This window comes from Roseateles sp. SL47, assembly GCF_026625885.1.
GTDB lineage: Bacteria > Pseudomonadota > Gammaproteobacteria > Burkholderiales > Burkholderiaceae_C > Roseateles.
In genome coordinates this window covers 3,933,148-3,954,169 of sequence record NZ_CP113068.1, presented here as the reverse complement: position 1 = coordinate 3,954,169, position 21,022 = coordinate 3,933,148, and the positions used below count along the sequence as shown (strand labels likewise).

General features: G+C 66.1%; 22 protein-coding genes. 16 read left to right on the top strand and 6 right to left on the bottom strand.

Annotated features, from left to right (window positions below):
* Positions 1-4: 4 nt before the first annotated feature.
* The 12 genes from ligK (at position 5) to paoC (ending at position 10,948) form a co-directional block, all read left to right on the top strand.
* Complete coding sequence (gene ligK, locus OU995_RS17465) at positions 5-694, top strand: 4-carboxy-4-hydroxy-2-oxoadipate aldolase/oxaloacetate decarboxylase (protein ID WP_267831282.1); 690 nt, start codon at positions 5-7, stop codon at positions 692-694.
* An 89-nt stretch (positions 695-783) separates the two neighbouring features.
* A complete protein-coding gene (locus tag OU995_RS17460) occupies positions 784-1,857 on the top strand; it encodes a Bug family tripartite tricarboxylate transporter substrate binding protein (protein ID WP_267831281.1) in 1,074 nt (357 codons plus the stop codon).
* Between the two features lie 60 nt (positions 1,858-1,917).
* Complete coding sequence (locus tag OU995_RS17455; protein WP_267831280.1) at positions 1,918-2,871, top strand: NAD(P)-dependent oxidoreductase; 954 nt, start codon at positions 1,918-1,920, stop codon at positions 2,869-2,871.
* A gap of 45 nt (positions 2,872-2,916) precedes the next feature.
* Positions 2,917-3,864 (top strand): amidohydrolase family protein, encoded by a 948-nt coding sequence (locus tag OU995_RS17450; protein ID WP_267831279.1) that lies wholly within the window; start codon positions 2,917-2,919, stop codon positions 3,862-3,864.
* A gap of 49 nt (positions 3,865-3,913) precedes the next feature.
* On the top strand, positions 3,914-4,384 hold the full coding sequence (gene ligA, locus OU995_RS17445; RefSeq protein ID WP_267831278.1) for a protocatechuate 4,5-dioxygenase subunit alpha: 471 nt from the start codon (positions 3,914-3,916) through the stop codon (positions 4,382-4,384).
* Entirely contained in the window at positions 4,384-5,262 is an 879-nt protein-coding gene (locus OU995_RS17440) for a class III extradiol dioxygenase subunit beta (protein ID WP_267831277.1), read from the top strand. Before ligA ends, OU995_RS17440 begins: the two co-directional genes overlap by 1 nt.
* On the top strand, positions 5,259-6,221 hold the full coding sequence (locus tag OU995_RS17435) for a Gfo/Idh/MocA family oxidoreductase (RefSeq protein WP_267831276.1): 963 nt from the start codon (positions 5,259-5,261) through the stop codon (positions 6,219-6,221). The genes OU995_RS17440 and OU995_RS17435 overlap by 4 nt, the downstream gene beginning before the upstream one ends.
* 162 nt (positions 6,222-6,383) lie before the next feature.
* Positions 6,384-6,626: a hypothetical protein gene (locus tag OU995_RS17430; protein WP_267831275.1), complete on the top strand. Its 243-nt coding sequence runs from the start codon at positions 6,384-6,386 to the stop codon at positions 6,624-6,626.
* Positions 6,627-6,669: 43 nt separating this feature from the next.
* Positions 6,670-6,852, top strand: a complete 183-nt coding sequence (locus OU995_RS17425) for a DUF3606 domain-containing protein (RefSeq protein WP_267831274.1) — start codon at positions 6,670-6,672, stop codon at positions 6,850-6,852.
* A gap of 285 nt (positions 6,853-7,137) precedes the next feature.
* On the top strand, positions 7,138-7,773 hold the full coding sequence (paoA, locus tag OU995_RS17420; RefSeq protein WP_267836290.1) for an aldehyde dehydrogenase iron-sulfur subunit PaoA: 636 nt from the start codon (positions 7,138-7,140) through the stop codon (positions 7,771-7,773).
* On the top strand, positions 7,770-8,738 hold the full coding sequence (locus OU995_RS17415) for an FAD binding domain-containing protein (RefSeq protein ID WP_267831273.1): 969 nt from the start codon (positions 7,770-7,772) through the stop codon (positions 8,736-8,738). The genes paoA and OU995_RS17415 overlap by 4 nt, the downstream gene beginning before the upstream one ends.
* On the top strand, positions 8,735-10,948 hold the full coding sequence (gene paoC, locus OU995_RS17410) for an aldehyde oxidoreductase molybdenum-binding subunit PaoC (RefSeq protein WP_267831272.1): 2,214 nt from the start codon (positions 8,735-8,737) through the stop codon (positions 10,946-10,948). The genes OU995_RS17415 and paoC overlap by 4 nt, the downstream gene beginning before the upstream one ends.
* Here paoC and OU995_RS17405 read toward each other — a convergent pair.
* The gene (locus OU995_RS17405; protein ID WP_267831271.1) at positions 10,867-11,259 is read right to left on the bottom strand and encodes a hypothetical protein; all 393 of its coding nucleotides are present in this window, start codon (positions 11,257-11,259) and stop codon (positions 10,867-10,869) included. The genes paoC and OU995_RS17405 overlap by 82 nt on opposite strands.
* A gap of 95 nt (positions 11,260-11,354) precedes the next feature.
* Here OU995_RS17405 and OU995_RS17400 point away from each other — a divergent pair, with 95 nt between their 5' ends.
* Both OU995_RS17400 and OU995_RS17395 read left to right on the top strand, forming a co-directional pair.
* Positions 11,355-12,044, top strand: coding sequence for a heavy metal response regulator transcription factor (locus tag OU995_RS17400; protein ID WP_267831270.1), 690 nt, complete (start codon positions 11,355-11,357; stop codon positions 12,042-12,044).
* 390 nt (positions 12,045-12,434) lie between these two features.
* Positions 12,435-13,217, top strand: a complete 783-nt coding sequence (locus OU995_RS17395) for a Crp/Fnr family transcriptional regulator (RefSeq protein WP_267836289.1) — start codon at positions 12,435-12,437, stop codon at positions 13,215-13,217.
* A 234-nt stretch (positions 13,218-13,451) separates the two neighbouring features.
* Here the strand turns inward: OU995_RS17395 and pepA are convergent, their stop codons facing one another.
* Positions 13,452-14,246 carry a flocculation-associated PEP-CTERM protein PepA gene (gene pepA / locus OU995_RS17390; RefSeq protein ID WP_267831269.1) on the bottom strand — a complete coding sequence of 265 codons (795 nt, stop codon included), beginning with the start codon at positions 14,244-14,246 and terminating at the stop codon, positions 13,452-13,454.
* A 305-nt stretch (positions 14,247-14,551) separates the two neighbouring features.
* Here pepA and OU995_RS17385 point away from each other — a divergent pair, with 305 nt between their 5' ends.
* Positions 14,552-14,851: a hypothetical protein gene (locus OU995_RS17385; RefSeq protein ID WP_267831268.1), complete on the top strand. Its 300-nt coding sequence runs from the start codon at positions 14,552-14,554 to the stop codon at positions 14,849-14,851.
* Positions 14,852-14,866: 15 nt separating this feature from the next.
* On the opposite strand, the gene OU995_RS17380 is transcribed toward OU995_RS17385, so the two are convergent.
* A complete protein-coding gene (locus OU995_RS17380; protein WP_267836288.1) occupies positions 14,867-15,349 on the bottom strand; it encodes a molybdenum cofactor biosynthesis protein MoaE in 483 nt (160 codons plus the stop codon).
* A gap of 155 nt (positions 15,350-15,504) precedes the next feature.
* Here OU995_RS17380 and OU995_RS17375 point away from each other — a divergent pair, with 155 nt between their 5' ends.
* Positions 15,505-16,233 (top strand): type 1 glutamine amidotransferase, encoded by a 729-nt coding sequence (locus OU995_RS17375; protein ID WP_420714739.1) that lies wholly within the window; start codon positions 15,505-15,507, stop codon positions 16,231-16,233.
* A gap of 48 nt (positions 16,234-16,281) precedes the next feature.
* Here OU995_RS17375 and kdpE read toward each other — a convergent pair whose 3' ends face one another.
* The 3 genes from kdpE to OU995_RS17360 all read right to left on the bottom strand — a co-directional run bounded on the left by kdpE (position 16,282) and on the right by OU995_RS17360 (position 20,854).
* The gene (kdpE, locus tag OU995_RS17370; protein ID WP_267831266.1) at positions 16,282-16,980 is read right to left on the bottom strand and encodes a two-component system response regulator KdpE; all 699 of its coding nucleotides are present in this window, start codon (positions 16,978-16,980) and stop codon (positions 16,282-16,284) included.
* 51 nt (positions 16,981-17,031) lie between these two features.
* Positions 17,032-19,857 carry a DUF4118 domain-containing protein gene (locus OU995_RS17365; protein WP_267831265.1) on the bottom strand — a complete coding sequence of 942 codons (2,826 nt, stop codon included), beginning with the start codon at positions 19,855-19,857 and terminating at the stop codon, positions 17,032-17,034.
* Between the two features lie 73 nt (positions 19,858-19,930).
* Positions 19,931-20,854 carry a TorF family putative porin gene (locus OU995_RS17360; RefSeq protein WP_267831264.1) on the bottom strand — a complete coding sequence of 308 codons (924 nt, stop codon included), beginning with the start codon at positions 20,852-20,854 and terminating at the stop codon, positions 19,931-19,933.
* Positions 20,855-21,022: the final 168 nt, after the last annotated feature.

Sequence of the window (21,022 nt, the reverse complement as noted above, 5' to 3'; positions counted from 1 at the left end):
CGCCATGTACGAACTGGGTGTCGTTTATCGCAATATCCGCCGCGCCGACCGCGCCGCTGCCGACGGTCTGGGCCGTCTGGGCTCGGCCACGGTGCACGAAGCCATGGGCCGTGTGGGCCTGCTCAAGCCCTACATGCGCCCGATCCAGTCCGGCGTCAGCGTCTCGGGCACGGCAGTGACCGTGCTGCTGCATCCCGGGGACAACTGGATGATGCATGTGGCAGCCGAACAGATTCAGGAGGGTGATGTGGTGGTGGCCGCCATCACCGCCGAATGCACCGACGGCTACTTTGGGGACCTGCTGGCCACCTCATTCAAGGCCCGCGGCGCCCGTGCGCTGATCATCGATGCCGGTGTGCGGGATGTCCGCACGCTCAATGAGATGGGCTTTCCGGTGTGGAGCAAGGCCATTTCGTCCAAGGGCACCATCAAGGCCACGCTCGGCTCGGTCAACATTCCGGTGGTCTGCGCCGGCGCGCTGGTCACCCCGGGTGATGTGATCGTGGCGGATGACGACGGTGTGGTGAACGTGCCAGCCGCCATGGCCGAGAAAACGCTGGAGGCCGCCATCGCCCGCGAGGCGCTGGAAGGCGCCAAGCGCGAGCAGTTGGCTGCAGGCGTCCTCGGCCTGGATATGTACAAAATGCGCGAGCCGCTGGCCAAGGCAGGCCTGCGCTACATCGATCAGGCCTGACGACAGCAGCAGGCCGATCGAACCCACGGGCCACCATCAGCAGTCCGGGCGCCCATTCAACGTGACGAGAACAGACGGAGACAAGCACGATGAACGTTCCCCAAGACCCGCAGCGCCGGGCTGCCCTGCTCGCGACGGCTGCGGCCGCTGCGACCTCATTCGGACTGACCCTGGGGGCCGCGCCCGCAGTGGCGCAGTCCTCATCACCCTCCTCGCCACCGCCTGCGGCACCCGCCACCACGCCGGCCTCCACCGCCACTGACTGGCCCACCCGACCGGTGCGCATCATCACGCCCTTCCCGGCCGGCGGCGGTCCGGAGACGGTCGCGCGCATGGTGGCCGACAAGCTGCAGAAGAAGTGGGGCAAACCGGTGATCGTGGAGAACAAGCCGGGGGCCAATGGCTTTCTCGCCATCGACGCCTTTAAGCGCGGCGCCCAGGACGGCCACGACCTGATCCAGCTGGACAACGTGCATCTGGTCGTCTACCAGCATCTGTTCAAGAAGCTTCCCTATGACCCGGTGAAGGACTTCGAGCCAATCACGCCGCTGTTCCGCACCTATTTCTTTGTGGGCGTCCCCACCAACAGCAAATACAAGACCGTCGGCGACCTCGTGGCGGATGCCAGGGCCCGGCCGGCCGCGCTGAACTATGGGTCGTGGTCGGTCGGCAATCCGGTGCATCTGGGGTCGGCCCAGCTGGAGGCCATGACCCACACGCAGATGCAGCATGTGATCTACAAAGAAACCTCCATGCTCTACACCGCCGTGGCCAACGGTGAGCTGAACTTCGCGCTGGGCTCCATGGCCACTGCCGGTCCGCTGCAGCGCGCCGGCCGCATCCGTTTCATTGCCGTCACCGCCCCCCGTCGCCACCCGGCCTTCCCGGACCTGCCCACCGTGGCGGAATCCGGCGGACCGGCGGGCTACGAGGCCACCGGATGGACCACGATTGCCGCCCCGAAGAACCTGCCCAAGGCAGTCGCCGACAAGATCCAGCGGGACATCGAAGCGGCCCTGGCCGAGCCGGACATCAAGGAGCGCTACGCCACCTTCGGCTATGACCTGTTCCCGGTCACCCGTGAGCAGTTCGGCAACTTCATGGTGACGGAGTCGGCGAAATACGCCGACATCGTCAAGCGTTTCAACATCGCGCTGGACTGACCTGCGCCCGTCGATGGGGCCTTTGCGACACGCCCCTCGTCGTTCACACCTGCCCTGCCCATGTCTGACACCGCTTCATCTCCTTCCCACGCAGGCTCGCTGCGCATTGGTCTCATCGGTTACGGGGAAGTCGGCCGCATCCTGGCCGAGGACCTGCGCGGCAGCGGCCATGACCTCACCGCCTACGACCTCAAGCTGACCCCACCGGGCACGGCTGCCGACCCGTTGCGCCAGCATGCCACCGCCCACGGCGTCCGCTTGTGCGCCACGGCCGCCGAAGCTGCTGCCGGACGGGATCTGGTCATCAGCGCGGTTACGGCCAGTGAAACGGTGAATGCCGCTCGGGCTTGTGCGGCCGGTCTGGCATCCGGCACCTTCGTGCTGGATTTCAATTCCGCGTCGCCTGGCGCCAAGCAACAGGCTGCGGCGGTGGTGGAAGGTCATGGCGGCCGGTATGTCGAAGGTGCGGTGATGACCAGCGTGCCGCCCTACCGCATCCGCGTGCCGCTGCTGCTGGGCGGGCCGCAGGCGCAAGCGCTGTTGCCGATGCTGGAACGGCTCGGCTTTGCCGCGAAGGTGCATGACGAGCGCCTGGGAGTCGCCAGTGCCACCAAGATGTGCCGCAGCGTGATGATCAAGGGCCTGGAGGCGATGGTCATCGAGAGTCTGACGGCAGCACGCCACTATGGGGTGGAAGATGCAGTGATCGCATCGCTGCAGGAGACTTTCCCCGGCATCCAGTGGGAGCAGCAGGCGGCGTATTTCTTCCAGCGGGTCATCCAGCATGGCCGCCGACGCAGTGAAGAGGTCCGGGAGGTGGCGATGACCGTGACCGAAGCCGGCCTCGTGCCCTGGAGCGCCAATGGAACGGCCGAACGCCAGGCCTGGATGGCCGACCTGGCGGACAACGGTGTGTTCGGCGACAAGACCACCAGCGGTTTTGCCCGCAGCCCCGACTGGCGCACCGAAGCCGACCGGCTGCTGGCGCACCTGGCCACGCCTGATCGACCCTGATCGCCGTTTTGATCGCCCCCTAAGTGCCCCTGAAGGAGACCGCACATGCCCCCCTCTGACGCCCTGCCCACCACCGGCGGCTTCACCAAGACCGCTGGCTGGCTGGACTGGTACCAGGGCCCCGCCCGCCCGCGCTTTCAACTGCCTGAAGGCGCGGTGGACGCGCACTGCCATGTCTTCGGCCCCGGCGCGGCGTTCCCCTACGCGCCTGAACGCAAATACACCCCCTGCGATGCGAGCAAGGCGCAACTCTTTGCGCTGCGGGACCATCTTGGCTTTCACCGCAACGTCATCGTGCAGGCCACCTGCCATGGCGACGACAACCGCGCCATGCTTGATGCCTGCCAAGCTTCACAGGGCCGCGCCCGCGGCGTGGCCACCGTGCGCCGCAGCATCAGTGATGAACAGCTGCAGGCCCTGCACGACGCGGGTGTGCGCGGCGTTCGCTTCAACTTCGTCAAGCGGCTGGTGGACTTCACCCCGCGTGACGAGTTGATGGAGATTGCGCAGCGCATTCATCGCCTGGGCTGGCATGTGGTGATCTATTTCGAGGCGCCGGACCTGCCGGAGTTGTGGGACTTCTTCAGTGCCCTCCCCACCACCGTGGTGGTCGACCACATGGGCCGGCCCGATGTCACCCAATCCCCGGACGGTCCCGAATTCGGCTTGTTCCTGCGCTTCATGCGGGAGCATCCACAGGTGTGGTGCAAGGTCACCTGCCCGGAGCGGCTCTCCAGCAGCGGCCCACCGGCCCTCCACGGCCAGCAGCAGGCCTACCAGGACGTGGTGCCCTTCGCCCGACGCGTGGTGGAGGCGTTTCCGGACCGCGTGCTGTGGGGCACCGACTGGCCCCATCCCAACCTGAAGGACCACATGCCCGACGACGGCCTGCTGGTGGACTTCATTCCCCAGATCGCGCCCACCCAGGCCTTGCAGCAGCGCCTGCTGGTGGACAACCCGCTGCGGCTGTATTGGCCCGAGTTGGTGGGCTGATCCGGCGCCTCAACGCTGCCGTGCGCCGATGCACATCCAGGAGGGCTCCATGCCGCTCGACAAACCCTACCGCAACATTCCGGGCACCACCATCTTCGATGCAGAGCAGTCCCGCAAGGGCTATTGGCTCAATCAGTTCTGCATGTCGCTGATGAAGGCGGACAACCGCGCCCGGTTCAAGTCCGACGAACGGGCCTATCTCGACGAATGGCCGATGACCGCCGACCAGAAGGCCGCCGTGCTGGCCCGTGATCTGAATGAGTGCATTCGGCTGGGCGGCAACATCTACTTCCTGGCCAAGATCGGCGCCACCGATGGCCGCAGCTATCAGCAGATGGCTGCCAGCATGACCGGCATGACGGAAGCGGCATATCGCGACATGATGCTGGCGGGTGGCCGGTCGCCGGAAGGGGGCCGCGATCTGGACGAAGCGGCGCCAGGCGGAGACACAAGCACAGGCTCAAACACCGCCGCCGATCCAGGCGCTGACCCGACCCACCGCCGCGGAGGCACTCGCTGATGGCTCGCATCACTGCATCGGTCTACACCTCGCATGTGCCCGCCATTGGCGTGGCCATGGACACCGGGCGCACCCAGGAGGCCTATTGGCAGCCGGTGTTTGCCGGCTACGAGTTCTCGCGCCAATGGATCCGCACACAGCGTCCAGACGTGATCTTCCTGGTCTACAACGACCATGCGAATGCCTTCAGCCTGGACGTGATTCCCACCTTCGCCATCGGCACGGCCGACAGCTACGAGCCGGCCGACGAAGGCTGGGGCCCGCGGCCGGTGCCCATGGTGCCGGGCCACGGTGAGCTGGCGGCCCATATCGCCCAGAGCGTGATCCAGCAGGATTTTGACCTCACGCTGATCAACCGCATGACGGTGGACCACGGCCTGACCGTGCCCTTGTCGCTCCTGTTCGGGCCGCAGGACCCGGTGGAGGGGCGCTGGCCCTGCCCGGTCATTCCGCTGGCTGTGAATGTGGTGCAGTATCCCGTGCCCTCCGGCCGGCGCTGCTTCCAGCTGGGCCAGGCCATCCGGCGCGCGGTGGAGAGCTTTGACGCGCCGCTCAATGTGCAGATCTGGGGCACCGGCGGCATGAGCCACCAATTGCAGGGGCCGCGCGCCGGCCTGATCAATCGCAGTTGGGACAACGCGTGGATGGACCGCCTGATCACCGACCCGCACGGGCTGTCCGAGATGCCGCATGTGGACTATGTGCGCGAAGCCGGCTCCGAAGGCATCGAGCTGGTGATGTGGCTGATTGCGCGCGGCGCGATGGGGGATGTGGCCGGTGGGCCCGCACCGCGCGTCCTGCACCGTTTCTATCACGTGCCCGCGTCCAACACGGCGGTGGGCCACCTGATTCTTGAAGACACACGGAGTACCCCATGAGCAAACCCTTGAACATCGCGCTGGCCGGAGCCGGCGCATTTGGCCAGAAGCATCTGGACGCGCTGAAGCGGATTCCCGGTGTGCGGGTGGTGGCGCTGGTCAGCCGGGACCTGGAAAAGACTCAGGCCGTGGCGAATCAGTACGGCATCGAGCATGCCGCGACCGAGCTGGACGAGGTGCTGAAACGGCCCGACGTGGATGCGGTCATCCTTTGCACGCCCACCCAGATGCATGCTGCGCAGGCCCTCGCGTGTCTGCGGGCGGGCAAGCATGTGCAGGTGGAGATTCCGCTGTGCGACAGCCTCGCGGATGGTGAAGCCGTGGCACAACTGCAGCGCGAGACCGGCCTGGTGGCAATGGTGGGCCACACCCGCCGGTTCAATCCCAGCCACCAATGGATCCACCGCAAGAGCCGGGCCGGCGAGTTCAACATCCAGCAGATGGATGTGCAGACCTATTTCTTCCGGCGCACCAACATGAATGCCTTGGGCCAGCCCCGCAGCTGGACCGACCATCTGCTGTGGCATCACGCCGCGCACACGGTGGACCTGTTTGCCTACCAGTGCGGCAGCCCCATCGTGCAGGCCCATGCGCTGCAGGGACCCATCCATCCGTCGCTGGGCATTGCCATGGACATGAGCATCCAGCTCAAGGCGGCCAATGGCGCGTTATGCACCTTGTCGCTGTCCTTCAACAACGACGGACCGCTGGGCACTTTCTTCCGCTACATCGGAGACACCGGCACCTATGTGGCGCGCTATGACGACCTGGTCAATGGCAAGGAAGAAAAGATCGACGTGAGTGCGGTGGATGTGTCGATGAACGGCATCGAGCTGCAGGACCGGGAGTTTGTCGCGGCCATCCGGGAAGGACGTGAACCCAATGCCAGCGTGGCGCAGGTGCTGCCCTGCTATCGCGTGCTGCAGCAGCTGGACAGCCAGTTGCGGGCTGAGGGCTGAGGGCTGAGGGCTGAGAAGGTCCGGTGGTGCGGTGGTGATCCGCCGGTTCGGTGGCTTGGTGGCTTGGTGGTTCGGGGGCGCAGGGACGCAAGGATGCGCTGCTCGTGCAGCATGGGCACTGCATTTGCCGGCCCCGCAAGACTGACGACCAAGGCCACGCCCATGACCATCCCTTCCGCTTCCGTACCCACCCCTCCGACCCCCATACCTTCCCCCATTGCCGCCTCGCCGCCCCCGTCCGGCCCGGCCCCCAAGCCCGCTCCCATCCCGGCGCACAGCCCCACGGCTGTGCCCGACCATGCCTTCGAGGAATCGGTCGCCGGCGAGGAAGACCCGGGCGCCAGCCTGGACAACCATGCCAATGGGGTGCCACCGCCCAAAGGCCGTGACACTGGCCACCCATGACCCGCCATGACTGGCCATGCCGTTCCAAGGTGAGGCGTGCGCCATGCCCGATGACACCACCAACACCCACGGCTCCGACCACCACCGGGTCAGCCTGAGCGAACGCGACGAGCTTCGATATTGGGGAGACCGCTTTGGCGTCTCCCACCAACTGCTCAAGCAGGCGGTGGACGCGGTGGGCACCCGTGCCTTGCGGGTGGAGGAGTGGCTGCAGCAACATCGCTGAGCGGGCACATGCCTTGCCACCTCCGGGCAGCGCCAACATCGGCTCAGCCAGGAGTACCCCAGCATGGATGCAGCGTCCCCGTCGTGCCCGTCGGCCCCCAAACCTTCTCTCTCGCTCTCGCTCTCGCCCTCGCGCGCCCCCTCCCCCACCCCGACCTCCACCTCGTCTCCCACGCCATTCCCGTTGCCGGTCCACGGCCAGGCCGCTGACGTCGGCGCAGAAGGCGCCTGGGTGGCCCTGACGGACAGCGTCAGCGAAGCCACCGGCGGATTCACCCGCCGTCACATGCTCATCGCCAGCAGCGCCTGCGCCGCTGGCACCAGCCTGACGCTCGATGCCAACGCCAACGCCAACGCCCAGGCGCAGCTTCCACCCCATTCGTCCCCCGCCTCGCAGGAGACCCTGATGGCCACCTCCAAAGTGACCCTGACGGTCAACGGCCAGAACCAGACACTGGAACTGGACAACCGCACCTCGCTGCTGGACGCCTTGCGCGAGCATCTGCACCTCACCGGCACCAAGAAGGGCTGTGACCACGGCCAATGCGGCGCCTGCACGGTGCTGCTGGACGGCCGCCGCGTCAATGCCTGCCTGACGCTGGCCGTGCTGCATGACGGCGCCAAGGTGACCACCATCGAGGGCCTGGGCACACCGGAGCACCTGCACCCGTTGCAGGCAGCCTTCATCAAGCATGACGCCTACCAATGCGGCTATTGCACGCCCGGCCAGATCTGCTCGGCCTCGGCGGTGCTGGACGAACTGAAGGCCGGCACGCCCAGCCATGTCACGCCCGACCTGACCGTGCGCCCACTGCTCTCGGCCGAGGAACTGCGCGAGCGCATGAGCGGCAACATCTGCCGCTGCGGCGCCTATTCCAACATCATCGACGCGATCACCGAGGTCGCCGGGAGGCCCGCATGAAGCCCTTCACCCTGGAGCGGCCAGACACTCCGGCCCAGGCCGCCGCCGCCGCCGCACGCCAACCCGGCGCGCGTTTCATTGCCGGCGGCACCAACCTGCTGGACCTGATGAAGCTGCAGGTGGAAACACCCCCCCACCTCATCGACGTGAACCGGCTGGCGCTGGACCGCATCGAAGCCAGCGCGGACGGCGGCCTGCGCATCGGCGCGCTGGTGCGCAACAGTGACCTGGCGGCCGATGCGCGAGTACGCAACGACTATGGCGTGCTCTCCCGTGCCCTGCTGGCCGGCGCCTCCGGCCAGTTGCGCAACCGTGCCACCACGGCCGGCAACCTGCTGCAGCGCACCCGCTGCCCCTATTTCTATGACACCCAGCAGCCCTGCAACAAGCGCCAGCCCGGCAGCGGTTGTGGCGCACTGGAGGGGGGGCGCAGCCGCCAGCTGGGCGTGGTGGGTGTGAGCAAGTCCTGCATCGCCACCTATCCCGGCGACATGGCCGTGGCCATGCGCGCCCTGGATGCGGTGGTGGAAACCGTCCGTCCGGATGGCCAGACCCGCCGCATTCCGATCGCCGACTTCCATCGCCTGCCAGGCGACACGCCGCACGTGGAGACCACCCTGACCGTCGGTGAATTGATCACCGCCGTGTCACTGCCCAAGCCGGTGCCAGGGGTTCACATCTATCACAAGGTGCGAGACCGTGCGTCCTACGCCTTTGCGCTGGTGTCGGTCGCGGCCATCGTGCCCGCCAATGGCCGTGGCCGCGTTGCCGTGGGCGGCATTGCACCCAAGCCCTGGCGGCTCGACGCGGCCGATGCGGCCATGCCAGAAGGGTCACAGGCCATTGCCAGCCATCTGCTGGCCGATGCCCACCCCACCTCGGACAACGCTTTCAAGATCCCGCTGGTGGAGCGAACCATCGCCGCCGCCCTGGATGAAGCCCGGCAAGCAAGGACACGCGCATGAAGTTCGACCGCCCCGCCACCCAGAACCCCATTGATCAACTCCGCGTGGTCGGCAAGGCCACCGACCGCATCGATGGCCCCCGCAAGACCACCGGCACGGCGCCCTATGCCTATGAGCGCCATGATGTGGCGCCCAATGCCGCCTATGGCGTTGTGATGGGAGCCGGCATCGCCAAAGGCACCATCAGCAGCATGGACGTGAAAGCCGCCGAGAGCGCGCCTGGCGTGCTGGCCGTTGTGACCGCCAGCACGGCCGGCAAGCTCGGCAAAGGCAAGTTCAACACCGCCAAACTGCTGGCCGGCCCCAGGGTGGACCACTACCACCAGGCCGTGGCCGTGGTGGTGGCTGAAAGCTTTGAGCAGGCCCGCGCCGCCGCCGAACTGGTGAAGGTGCAATACCAGGCCGAGGCCGGCACCTTCAGCCTGGCCAAGGCCATGGACAGCGCCAAACCGCCCAAGGCCGACGACGGCCCCGGGGGCACGCCGCCGGAAACCCGGGTGGGTGATTTCGAGGCGGCTTTCGCCAGGGCGGAGGTGCGCATAGACCACACCTACACCACGCCCGACCAATCCCACGCCATGATGGAACCGCATGCCACCCTGGCCCTGTGGGAAGGTGACAGGCTCACGGTCTGGACCTCCAACCAGATGATCGACTGGGGCCGCAGCGATCTGGCCAGGACGCTCAATCTGCCCAAGGACAAGGTTCGGCTGATCTCGCCCTTCATCGGCGGCGGTTTTGGCGGCAAGCTCTTCCTGCGTGCGGATGCGGTGATGGCCGCGCTCGGCGCGAAGGCGGTGGGCCGCCCGGTCAAGGTGGCCCTGCAACGGCCATTGATCATGAACAACGCCACCCATCGCCCCGCCACCATCCAGCGCATCCGCATCGGGACCGCCAAGGATGGCCGCATCACGGCCATCGCCCATGAAAGCTGGTCGGGCGATCAGCCCGATGGGCAGCCGGAAACCGCCGTGGCGCAAACCCGGCTGCTGTATGCCGGCGCTCATCGCTTCTCCGCCATGAAACTGGCGGTGCTGGACCTGCCGGAAGGCAATGCGATGCGTGCACCGGGTGAGGCGCCGGGGATGATGGCGCTGGAAGTGGCCATCGACGAAATGGCGGAGCAGGCCAACATCGATCCGGTGGAATTCCGCATCCTCAACGACACGCAAGTCGACCCGGAGAAACCGGAACGGCCCTTCTCACAGCGCCGCCTCGTGGACTGCCTGCGCACTGGTGCCGAGCGCTTTGGCTGGCAGCAGCGCATGCGCCCGGGGCAGCGGCGGGACGGCCGTTGGCGGGTGGGCATGGGTGTCGCCGCTGCCTTCCGCAACAACCTGGTGATGAAGTCCGGCGCCCGGGTGCGCCTGGACCAGCGCGGCGTCGTGACGGTGGAAACCGACATGACCGACATCGGCACCGGCACCTACACCATCCTGGCGCAGACCGCTGCGGAGATGATGGGCGTGGACTTGGACAAGGTGGTGGTGCGCCTGGGCGATTCCAAGCTGCCGGTGTCCTGCGGTTCCGGCGGCCAATGGGGAGGCAACAGTTCCTCGGCCGGTGTGTATGCCGCCTGCATGCAACTGCGCGAGAGGGTGGCGCGCAAGCAGGGCATGGATGCGCAGAAGGCCGTGTTTGCCGAGGGCGCCGTGCGGGACGGCGACAGGTCCGTGTCACTGGCCGAGGCCGCCGGGCATGAAGGTCTGGTCGCCGAGGACCAGATGGAATACGGGGACCTGGACAAGAAATACCAGCAGTCCACCTTCGGCGGCCATTTTGTGGAGGTGGCGGTGCATGCCTTCACCGGAGAAATCCGCGTTCGGCGCATGCTGGCAGTGTGCGCGGCCGGCCGCATCCTGAATCCGAAAGCGGCTCGCAGTCAGGTGATCGGTGCAATGACCATGGGGGTGGGCGCCGCCCTGATGGAAGAGTTGCAGGTGGACGAGAAGCGCGGCTTTTTTGTCAACCATGACTTGGCGGGGTATGAGGTGCCGGTGCATGCCGACATCCCGCATCAGGAGGTGATCTTTCTGGATGAGACCGATCCGATCTCGTCACCGATGAAGGCGAAGGGCGTCGGTGAGTTGGGCATCTGCGGCGTGGGCGCGGCGGTGGCGAACGCCATCTACAACGCCACCGGCGTGCGGGTGCGTGAATATCCGGTCACCCTGGACAAGCTGCTGGCGGGCATGGCTCGAGTGGCCTGAGCGGCTTCATCCGCAGCGGCGATGGAACTCCTGCCGACCGGGAGGGCGCTGCCCTTGGGGGCTGTGTCGACCTGGCCGGCCGGACGCAATGCGCTTTGGGCCATGTCCATCGCTGCGGCCAGTGGTGCGGCCAGTGGTGCGGCCAGTGGGTCGGTGTCGTAGGGCTTGGCCACCAGCAGCACCGTGCCCTCATAACGACGGTCAGCCGCCGCCAGCACCAACTCCATCAGCTCCGGCAATTGCTCCCGCAGATCAATCACCGCCTCATGCCCCACCTGTTGACGGCCAAAGCCCAGCAGTTGGCGACTCAACTGGGAGGCCTTGCCGGTGGCGCGCGGTCAGCCCCCCGCCCGAGATGACAAAACGGTAAGCCAATGTCAGAAGTCGTTTGTGCAGAATTCTTTCCATGAAACTCTTGCTGGTCGAAGACGAAATCAAATTGGCCGATTTCCTGCGCCAGGGTTTGACGCAGGAAGGCTTTATCGTGGATGTCGCGAATGACGGTATCCAGGGCCTGCATCAGGCATGCGAAGGCCAATACGACCTGATGGTGCTGGACGGGATGCTGCCCGGCCTGGACGGCATGGCTATCCTTGCGGCCATGCGCCAGCACAAGCACACCCAGCCATTGCCGGTGCTGATGCTCACTGCGCGAGGCGATGTGGAGGACCGGGTGAAAGGCCTGCAGACCGGGGCGGACGACTATCTGGTCAAGCCCTTTGCGTTTTCGGAATTGGTGGCGCGGCTGCACGTCCTGATGCGGCGAAGCCAGAGCGCTCACGGTGCAGAGGCGACCGTGCTGAAGTTGGGGGACCTGGAGTTGGACCTGCTGCGGCGCAAAGCCCAGCGCGCGGGGCAGCGACTGGACCTCACCGCCAAGGAATTCAGTCTGCTCACGCTGCTGCTTCGGCGTCAGGGCGAGGTGTTGTCCCGCACTGAACTCGCCGAGCAGGTCTGGGACATGAATTTCGATAGCGAGACCAATGTGGTGGAAGTCGCCGTGAGGCGCCTGAGGACCAAACTCGATGTGCCTTTTGACCTGCCGCTGATTCACACCGTGCGCGGTATGGGATATGTGCTGGAAATGCGCAGTTGAACACTTTCATCCAACGTGTTTGCGCAGTTGCGAGTGGTTCATTCCAAACCCGACGCAACCTGATGGAAAGCCGCTGTGACTCGATTCCATCGGCAATCCATCCCCCCAGAGGGGGAATTTGGACATTGCCATGAAATTGCAATCGGTTGCACGCAAGGTGTCCGCATTGCGTGACACTCCAGGGCTGGATTGCACAGCCACGGTGCACCCAGGTCGCCATGGCGACGATCGGGCACGTCCGTTGCTAAGAAGTTCTTGGCTCGGCAATCAGGCCCGGGTTCCCGTTCAACTTTTCTGAAGTTGGGCATCGATGAACTCTCTCATTCCGGGGGGCAGGCATGTGGATTGCCATTGTTTTCCCTTGGAATACGCTGGAGTGAATTCATGGTTATGTCCTTTGCAACAACAACCGCCACGGTCCCGCGCAGCAACGACCTCCTGGCCCAATGGCCCCAGGAGGAAATGGCTCGTGTGCTGCCCCATCTTGAAGCAGTGGAACTGCTCAAGGGACGCGTCTTGTTTGATGCAGGGACACCCACCCACCACGTGTTCTTCCCGGCCAATTCCATCGTGTCGCTGATCTACACGACGCACTCCGGTGCCTCGTCCCAGGTCGCCATGATCGGCCCGGAGGGAGTGGTGGGGGTGTCTTCGCTGCTGGGCGGTGAATCTGCGGCCGCGCGTGCCGTGGTGCTACGGGCTGGGCTGGCGTATCGCCTGCGTCTGAACGTGCTGAAGGATGAATTCCTTCGCAGCGGCCTGGTCGCGCATTCACTGCTGCGTTATGTGCAGTCGCTGATGACGCAGATGGCGCAGACCGCTGTCTGCAATCGCCACCACTCGCTGGAACGGCAGCTGTGCCGATGGCTGCTGCAGGTCCTGGATCGCCAGCATGGCCATGCCGAGCTCTCTGTCACGCAGGAGCTGATTGCCAACATGCTGGGGGTGCGTCGGGAAGGGGTGACGGAAGGGGCGCAACGACTCCAGGCCGCCGGCCTGATCCGGTACACGCGAGGTCATATCGCGGTACTGGACCGGCCGGGGCTGGAAACACGGGCCTGCGAATGCTATGCCCTGCTGAAGCCAGACTTCCAGCGGTTGATGCCTCAAGCCGTGACGGAAACTCACGCGACCACCTCTGCCGCCTTCGCGCCAGTTGCTGTCCAAGCCTGAGACGGAACCACGTCCGTCGCTCCAACAAACCCGTGAGGATGCGTGCAAGCCAGCAAACGCTGGCGGCGCACGCTTGTGCCAGTGGACTGCAGCCCTCACAAGCTGCGGTCGTGGTGTGCCACCAAGAAAATGGCCGATGCCTGAGACTGTTTCAGTCCGGGCCCGCCACCCGAAGGCAGCGAGCCCAAACCTGGGTCACGCCCGGAGCCGAAGCCCCGGCGTCACCTCACGCCATCACTTTTCGCTGTTGCGATTGCGACGGCGGGCCACGAAGCCCACAGCAGCCAGACCGCTGATCAGCATGGCGTAGCTGGCCGGTTCCGGCACGGGCGACGCGAAGTTGATCGAGCCCCCCCCTTGGCTGATCACAAAGCCGGTGTCAGTGACCGTCACTTGCGAGGTGGTGTTGGAGAACGAGGTCAGACCCAACAGGTAGGTCGGGCTCGAGAAGCCATCGACCAGCCAGTTGATGTTCAGACCGGCGTTGGCCGACGGGTTGAAAGTGGAACCATCGCCCGAAGGAATGGTGGCCACATTGCCCCAGCTCAGGCTGCCGGAGGCCAGCGCCACTTCACCGCTGGCGGTTTCGGTCCAGGTGCCGCCGACATAGTTGTAGGTGGAGGTACCGTTGAAACCATAGAGGGTGTAGTTCAGCGAGGTCAGTTCGCCCGACGTGATCACGTCCGCCGGGTTGCCCGAGCTGATGGTGCCCGCGCCGCTGAACTTGATGTACAGGCCGTACTCGCTGTTCAGGCCAGCCGGCAGCACTGAAGTGCCGCCCAGTTGAGCAGCGCTGATGGCCAGGTAGCCTTCTTCAGTGAACGTGTTGCCGCCCGTGAAGTTGATCGTCGAGTAGTTCGAGATCAGCAGGTTGTCAGCCGTAAATGCCGAACCGTTCAGCCCGGCTGTGGACGGGTCCCAGGTGAACGAAGGAAGTGCGGAAGCACTGGCGCTAGCGGCAGCCAGGGCGAGGGCCAGCAGGGTATGCTGGAACGCCGGAGACTTCCGGGAGAGCAAAGGCAGGGTCATGGTGGTTGCTCCGATATGTAAACTGCCCGCACATCGCGGACATAGAGCATTTCGCCACCGTGAGAATGTCACGTCTGTGCGCCCACCCACAGTGTTTGGCCGGTTGTCACATGCACGTGGGACTACACGCGGATCGTTTCTATGCTTGCCCCCGCATTCGTGGGGGATCGAATTTGCATCGGAACAACACGATCCGAAATGAGCGCCCACTGCCAATTACTGCGGACTCCCCTGAGTTTTCCACGTCATGAAAGTTGGCCGGCGGCCGAGAATCTATTTGTTGCTATTTCGCCCAAAGACCGGTCATGAGCAAGCCCTCTTCTGCTTCCGCCGTTTTGTCGTCCACGGCCGTTTCGGGTCTGGCGGGTTTGATGCTGGGCCAGGTGGTTCTGGCATTGGCCCTGCACCATGGCCGCAGTGTGGAAGGGCTGGGTGTCGCCTTGGTGTTTTTGCTGGCGGGCGCCGCTTCGGTGGCCTGCTTCCTGGGGCATCGCCACCAGCAGCAGCGCCCTCGCACGGAACCGGCGCCGATGCGCGTGTGGATCGCCGCGCTGGGCGCGGGTGTGCTGTTGTCGATGTGGCAGTCGGGCGCGCTGGGCGCCTGAATCAGAACCCGTTGCTCAAAGCCCGTTGCCTTGGGCCTGAATGCCCCAGCGGGCCAGGGCTTGGTCGTCGGTAACGCGGGCGTCCACCCAGTGGGCACCCTGCGGCCCATGTTCCTTCTTCCAGAACGGCGCCTGCGTCTTCAGATAGTCCATCAGGAATTCACAGGCCTGGAAGGCCTGACCGCGGTGGCGGGAGCTGACCAGCACCAGGACGATCTGGGCGCGAGCCTCCAGCGGGCCGACCCGATGAATGACCCGGGCCGCGCGGATATCAAAACGCTGGAAAGCCTGGTCCACCATGGCTTCGATCGAGGCCTCGGTCATGCCTGGATAGTGCTCCAGCTCCATCAGTGTCACCGGGCTGCCATCGGCGGCGTCGCGTACCGTGCCAACAAAACTCACCACCGCCCCCACCCCGCCGTCATCCGCGCGCAGGGCGAGCGTCTCGGCACTGAGGTCAAAGTCTTCGGTCTGGATGCGTACGCGAGGCAGGTTCATGGGCGGCATTTTCGCATCCAGGCGTTTCGGGGAGGGCATGCCGACCGCTTCTTGACGACTTCTTGACGCCCCGGCCCCCGCTCTTGCCACCGTCTGGACGAAGCGGCTCCTACGCTGCAGGCATCGTCACAACGCGTCCCCGCGACGCCTCTCGAATGAGACCCGTGTTGATCCTCCAGCACGAACCCGCCCAGGGCCCTGGCTATCTGCTGCAATGCCTGCGTGACCACGGCCTGCCCGTGGAACTGCTGCGCCCGGACCTGGGGGACCGGCCTCCCGCCTATGCCGGCAACTTCTGCGGCCTGGTGCTCCTGGGCAGCGACCATTCGGTGCATGACCGGCTGGACTGGATCCGCCGCGAACGCCTGCTGCTGGCAGACGCTCTACGGCTGGGCCGGCCGGTGCTGGGGCATTGCTTCGGCGCGCAACAACTGGCGCAGACCCTGGGCGCGACGGTCAGCCGCAATGCTCGGCCGGACATCGGCTGGCGAGACCTCTGGATCACGCCGGCGGCCCGTCATCTGTTTGACGGGCAGGAGCGCTTGCTGAGTTTCAACTGGCATTACGACAGCTTCCAGCTGCCTGCCGGCGCCACGCGTACGCTATTTGGACTGCACGGCCTGAACAAGGGCTTTGCCCTGGGGCCCCACCTCGGGTTGCAGAGTCATCTGGAAGTTACCGACAAGGGTCTGCGGGAATGGTGCGCCCAGGGCCGCGACGAGCTGACACAAGGCCACGGCCCGACGGTTCAGACCGAGCAGGAAATTCTGGCCGAGCTGCCGGAGCGGCTCGCCCGCTTGCGCCGCGCGGCCAGTGCCGTGTACCACCACTGGATCGGCCACCTGGACCGCAGCCCGGTGTTTGCGCGCCCGCGTGCGGCTTAAGGGGCTCCTGTCGACCGGGTCGCCCAAGGCCCTGGCTTCAAGCGGGTGTCAGCTCTGCATCAGGCGATATCCCACCGCCGTTTCGGTCAGCAGGTGCTTCGGGCTGGCCGGCTCCGCTTCGAGCTTCTGCCGGAGGTTGCCCATATACACCCGCAGATAGTGGTTCTGCTCCACATGGGCGGGGCCCCACACGGCCTTGAGCAGTTGCCGGTGGGTGAGCACCTTGCCCGCATTGGCAATGAGGTGGCTGAGCAGGCGGTATTCAATGGGGGTGAGATGGACATCCTGCCCCGCGCGTTTCACACGCCGCGCAGCCTGGTCCACCTCCACGTCCCCAAAGCGGAACACCGGGTCCTGCTGCTCGCTGGCCCGCGACTGGCTGCGACGCAGTGCCACACGCACCCGAGCCATCAGCTCGCCGACGCCGAAGGGCTTGGAGAGATAGTCGTCCGCGCCACTGTCCAGCGCCGCAATCTTGTCCTCTTCCGCCCCCCGGGCCGACAGCACGATCACCGGGACTGAGGACCAGCCCCGCAGGTCCCGAAGGAACTCCAGCCCGTCCCCGTCCGGCAGACCCAGGTCCAGCACCACCAGATCGGGCCGTCTTGTACCGGCATCGATCAGGCCCTGCTTGACGGTGGTGGTGTCGTGCACCGTCCAGCCCTCGCCCTCCAGCGCCAGACGCACAAAACGGCGGATGTTCGGTTCGTCCTCGACGATCAGCGCCACCGGCTGCGGCTCACTCACAGTTCTCTCTCCTGCATGTCATGCACGTCCGCACCCGCGACGCTGCCGCCCTCAGGGCGAGGCGCCGGTGGACTCGTCTTCGTCAAAACTGGGCAGTGCTGGCGGCGTGCCCAAGGGCACGGCAAAGCTGAACCGGGCACCGCCCGCCGGGCCCGCCCGTTCGGCCCAGATTCTCCCGCCATGCGCCTGCATGATGGCACGGCTGATGGCCAGCCCCAGCCCCACACCAGGCAGATGGGATTCGTTGTGGCCGCGGGTGAACTTCTCAAACAGCGCTTCCTCGCGGCCAGGCGGCAGGCCCGGCCCGTTGTCCTCCACCGACACCCACAACTCGTCATGGCGGGTGCGCCCCACCACCCTGACCTCGCTGCCGGGCGGTGTGTACTTGGCCGCGTTCTCCAACAGATTGGCCAGCACACGCTCCAGCAAGGTGGCATCCACTTCCACCAGCGGCAGGCTGGCGGGGATGTCCAGCACCACTCGGTGCCGGGCCAGCGCGCTGCCCATCAATTGCAGGCTGCTGCCCACCACCTCGTCGATCGGCTGCCATTGCCGGTTCAGCTTGAGCCCCCCACTTTGCAGCCGTGCCATGTCCAACAGGTTGTGCACCATGGCATTGATGCGCAGCGATTGCTGCTCGATGGCGCGGGCAGCCTCCAGGGCATCGCGGTTGTGAGACGGCCTTTGATCGGGGGAGCGGTGGGCGTCTCCTGGCCCGCCATCCAGCGGGAGGAGCCCGGGTGATGGGGGCTCCAATATCGTCTGTGATGGCGCCAGTGATTGCACCAGCGTCTCTGCCAGCCCTTGCAGCGCCGCCAGCGGTGTGCGCAGGTCATGCGACAAGGCCGACAGCAACGAATTGCGCAGACGCTCCGATTCGATCTGCAACAGCGCCTGCTGCGCCACGGCGACGTAGTGCACCCGCTCCAGCGCCTGCCCGGTAATGCGACCGGCCGTGTCCAGTTGCGCCCGGCGCTCCGGCAACAGCAGCGTGCGGGCCTCGCCCGCCTTCAAGGCCAGTACGCCCCGGCTGCGCATCGGTGCGCGCAGCGGCAGGTAGAACCAGGCGCTGCCCGGCAGGGTGTCGGTCCCCTGCCCGGCCGGCTGTTCATGGTCCAGCGCCCAGCGGGCGGTGCCCGGGTCGGGGGCATCCCCGGGATGCAGCGTGGCTTGCCCTGGGGAGGGTTGCAACTGATCGTCATCGTCCAGCACGTAGATCAGCGCACGCCCGCCAAACTGCTGCGCCAGTTGCTGCTCGGCCGTGGCCACCACCTGCTCCACCTGCAGCGCGCCGGCCAGTTCCCGGGTCAGTTCAAACAGCCCGCGCGCCCGCGCTTCGCGGTCCGCCGACACCCGTGCTTCATAACGCAGCCCGGCCGTGAGCTGTCCGGTCACCAGGCCCACCACCAGCATCACGGCAAAGGTGATCAGGTATTGCACGTCACTGACCGCAAAACTCAGCCGGGGCGCAATGAAGAAGAAATCGAAAAAGGCCACGCTGAGGAAGCTGGCCAGCACGGCAGGCCCGCGACCCAGCCGCAGCGCCACGCCCACCACGCCCAGCAGGAACAGCATGACGATGTTGTCGCTGGCCACCAGCCAACTCAACGGCCAGCAGACCACCGCCACCAGGGCACAGGCGACGGTGGCACGGAGGTACCGCACCGGGTCGGTCAGCAGGGGCGTGGAGGCTTCGTCCGAGCTGCGCTGGGTGCGGGAAGCCCCCACCTGCAGCAGGTCCAGTTCCGGCGCCGCCGTCCGCAACCAGGTGGCCAGGTCCCGGCGGCCCCGCCACCAGGGCCGCAGCTCGCCCCGCCCGAGCACCAGCTTGGAGAGGTTGTGTTCCCGCGCGTAGTCCCGCAGCGCGCTGGCCGGCTCCTGCCCGGCCAGCACGGCGGTGGTGGCGCCCAGGTCCTGCGCCAGCCGCACCGCGCGCAGGACCCGCTCGCGATGGCTATCCGCCAGCCGATGCAGGCGTGGTGTTTCCACATACACGGCATGCCAGCTCACTGCCAGTTGCTGCGCCAACTGGGCAGCGCTGCGCACCACGCTTTCCGCCTCATCCCCCGGCCCAATGGCGCAGAGGATGGCGGATTCGGTTTTCCAGACCTGGGCAATGCGTTCATTGCTGCGCCAGGCCTGCACATCGTTTTCCACCCGGTCGGCCGTGCGGCGCAGCGCCAGCTCCCGCAGGGCCATCAGATTGCCCTTGCGGAAGAAATGCTGGCCGGCCCGTTCCGCCTGGGCACCTTGGTAGACCTTGCCGGCCTTCAGCCGTGTGAGCAGTTCGTCGGCCGGGGTGTCCACCAGCACCACTTCATCGGCCCGATCAAAGAAGGTGTCCGGCAGCGTCTCCTGCACCCGCACACCGGTGATGCCGCCCACCACGTCGTTCAGGCTCTCCAGGTGCTGGACGTTCAGCGTGGTGTAGACGTTGATGCCGTTGGCCAGCAATTCCTCCACATCCTGCCAGCGCTTGGGGTGGCGCGAACCCGCCACATTGCTGTGGGCGAGTTCGTCCACCAGGATCAGCGCGTCGGGCTGGCCCTTGAGGCGTTCCAGGGCGCCGTCGAGATCGAACTCCGGCAGACTGCGGCCCCGGTAGGCCACCTGCCGCAGCGGCAACTGCGGCAGTCGTGGGAGCCCCTCCAGCAAGGCCAGCGTCTCCGATCGGCCATGGGTCTCCACCACGCCAACCAGCGGCGATCGGCCCTGCGACTGCAGTTGCCGCGCCGCCTGCAGCATGGCGTAGGTTTTGCCGACACCGGCGGAAGCGCCAAAGTAGATACGCAGGCGGCCGCGCTGTTCGGCCTCGGCCTGCTCGCGCAACTGGGCCAGCAGCGCATCCGGATCGGGGCGGTCGTCATCGACAGTCATGGAAGCATTGTCGCCTTGAGTCGTGGCGTTGGAGACCGATGGCGCTGGCCGGCGTCACTGGGTGGCAAGGGGATCAGAACGAGCGGCTGATGCCCAGCACCACACCGGTGTTGCCCAGCCGCTTCGGACGCAGCCCTCCGGCGTCTCCGGCCTGGTAGAAGGCCTTGTCCGCATCCGTGCCCACCAGCGAAGCGCTGAGGGTGAGGCCACCCAGGCGCTCGATGGGCTTGCTGAGCGACAGTTTCCAGTCCGTATAGGACAGATCGCCGTAATGGCGCACCCACAGGTGACCCAGATGCGCGGAGGCGGTCAGGCCCTGGCCCAGATCAAAGCCGTAGTTGAGGTCCAGATAGGCGCTGCCCTTGGAGTTGCCTGCGGGCGTCAGCGCGCTGAAATAGGCGTACCCCGCCGTGGTGCCGTCCAGCCCGAAATAATCGGTGGCCGCCACCGACAGCTTGCCGGAGAAATTGCCGGCCGTGAGGGCGGCGTACAGGTCGACATTGTCGTAGTGGTCGCCCCCAGGCACTCCCGGTGCACGGTTCATCCGGGCGCCGGGGTACACATAGGCCAGTGCGCCCAGGTCCAGGGTGAGGCCTTCGGCCACCGCCGTTTTGAAGCCGCCATACAGGTCCATTTCCAGGCCGGCGCCATTGTTGTAGCTGTTGCCCGAGACATTGGAGCCCCACACGCCGAGATACCAGCCGCTGGCGTCGGCATAGTCAAAGCCACCCTGCACGGCGGGGCGCTTCCAGGTCTGGCTGATGCCACGGAAACGATAGTCGGAGACCAGGCCGATGTTGGCGGTGAACGGTGCGGCGGTCGGTGCGGGTGAAGGTGCGGCAGTTGCGGCGCTTGCAGCAGGTGCATCAGTTGCAGCAGTTTCGCCAGTTGCGTCCGCATTGGGCTGCGTGGCGGGCGAAGTGTCACCTTCTGCCCGCGCTGCGGCATGCAGCAGGCAGGACGACATCAGGAACAGAGTCAGCAAACGAGTTTTCATACTTCAGTCAAGGCAATGCGGCGGCTCGACCGGCCCGCAGCGAGTGGCTGGGGATACGGACGGCGTTGGTCGCGGGAAGTCGGTGGCCGTGCGGCCACCGGTTTGGGTGTCGGATCGCTGTGAATGCCGGTGGCCGTCGGCGTCCGCGTCAGGAGACTGCCGCCGATG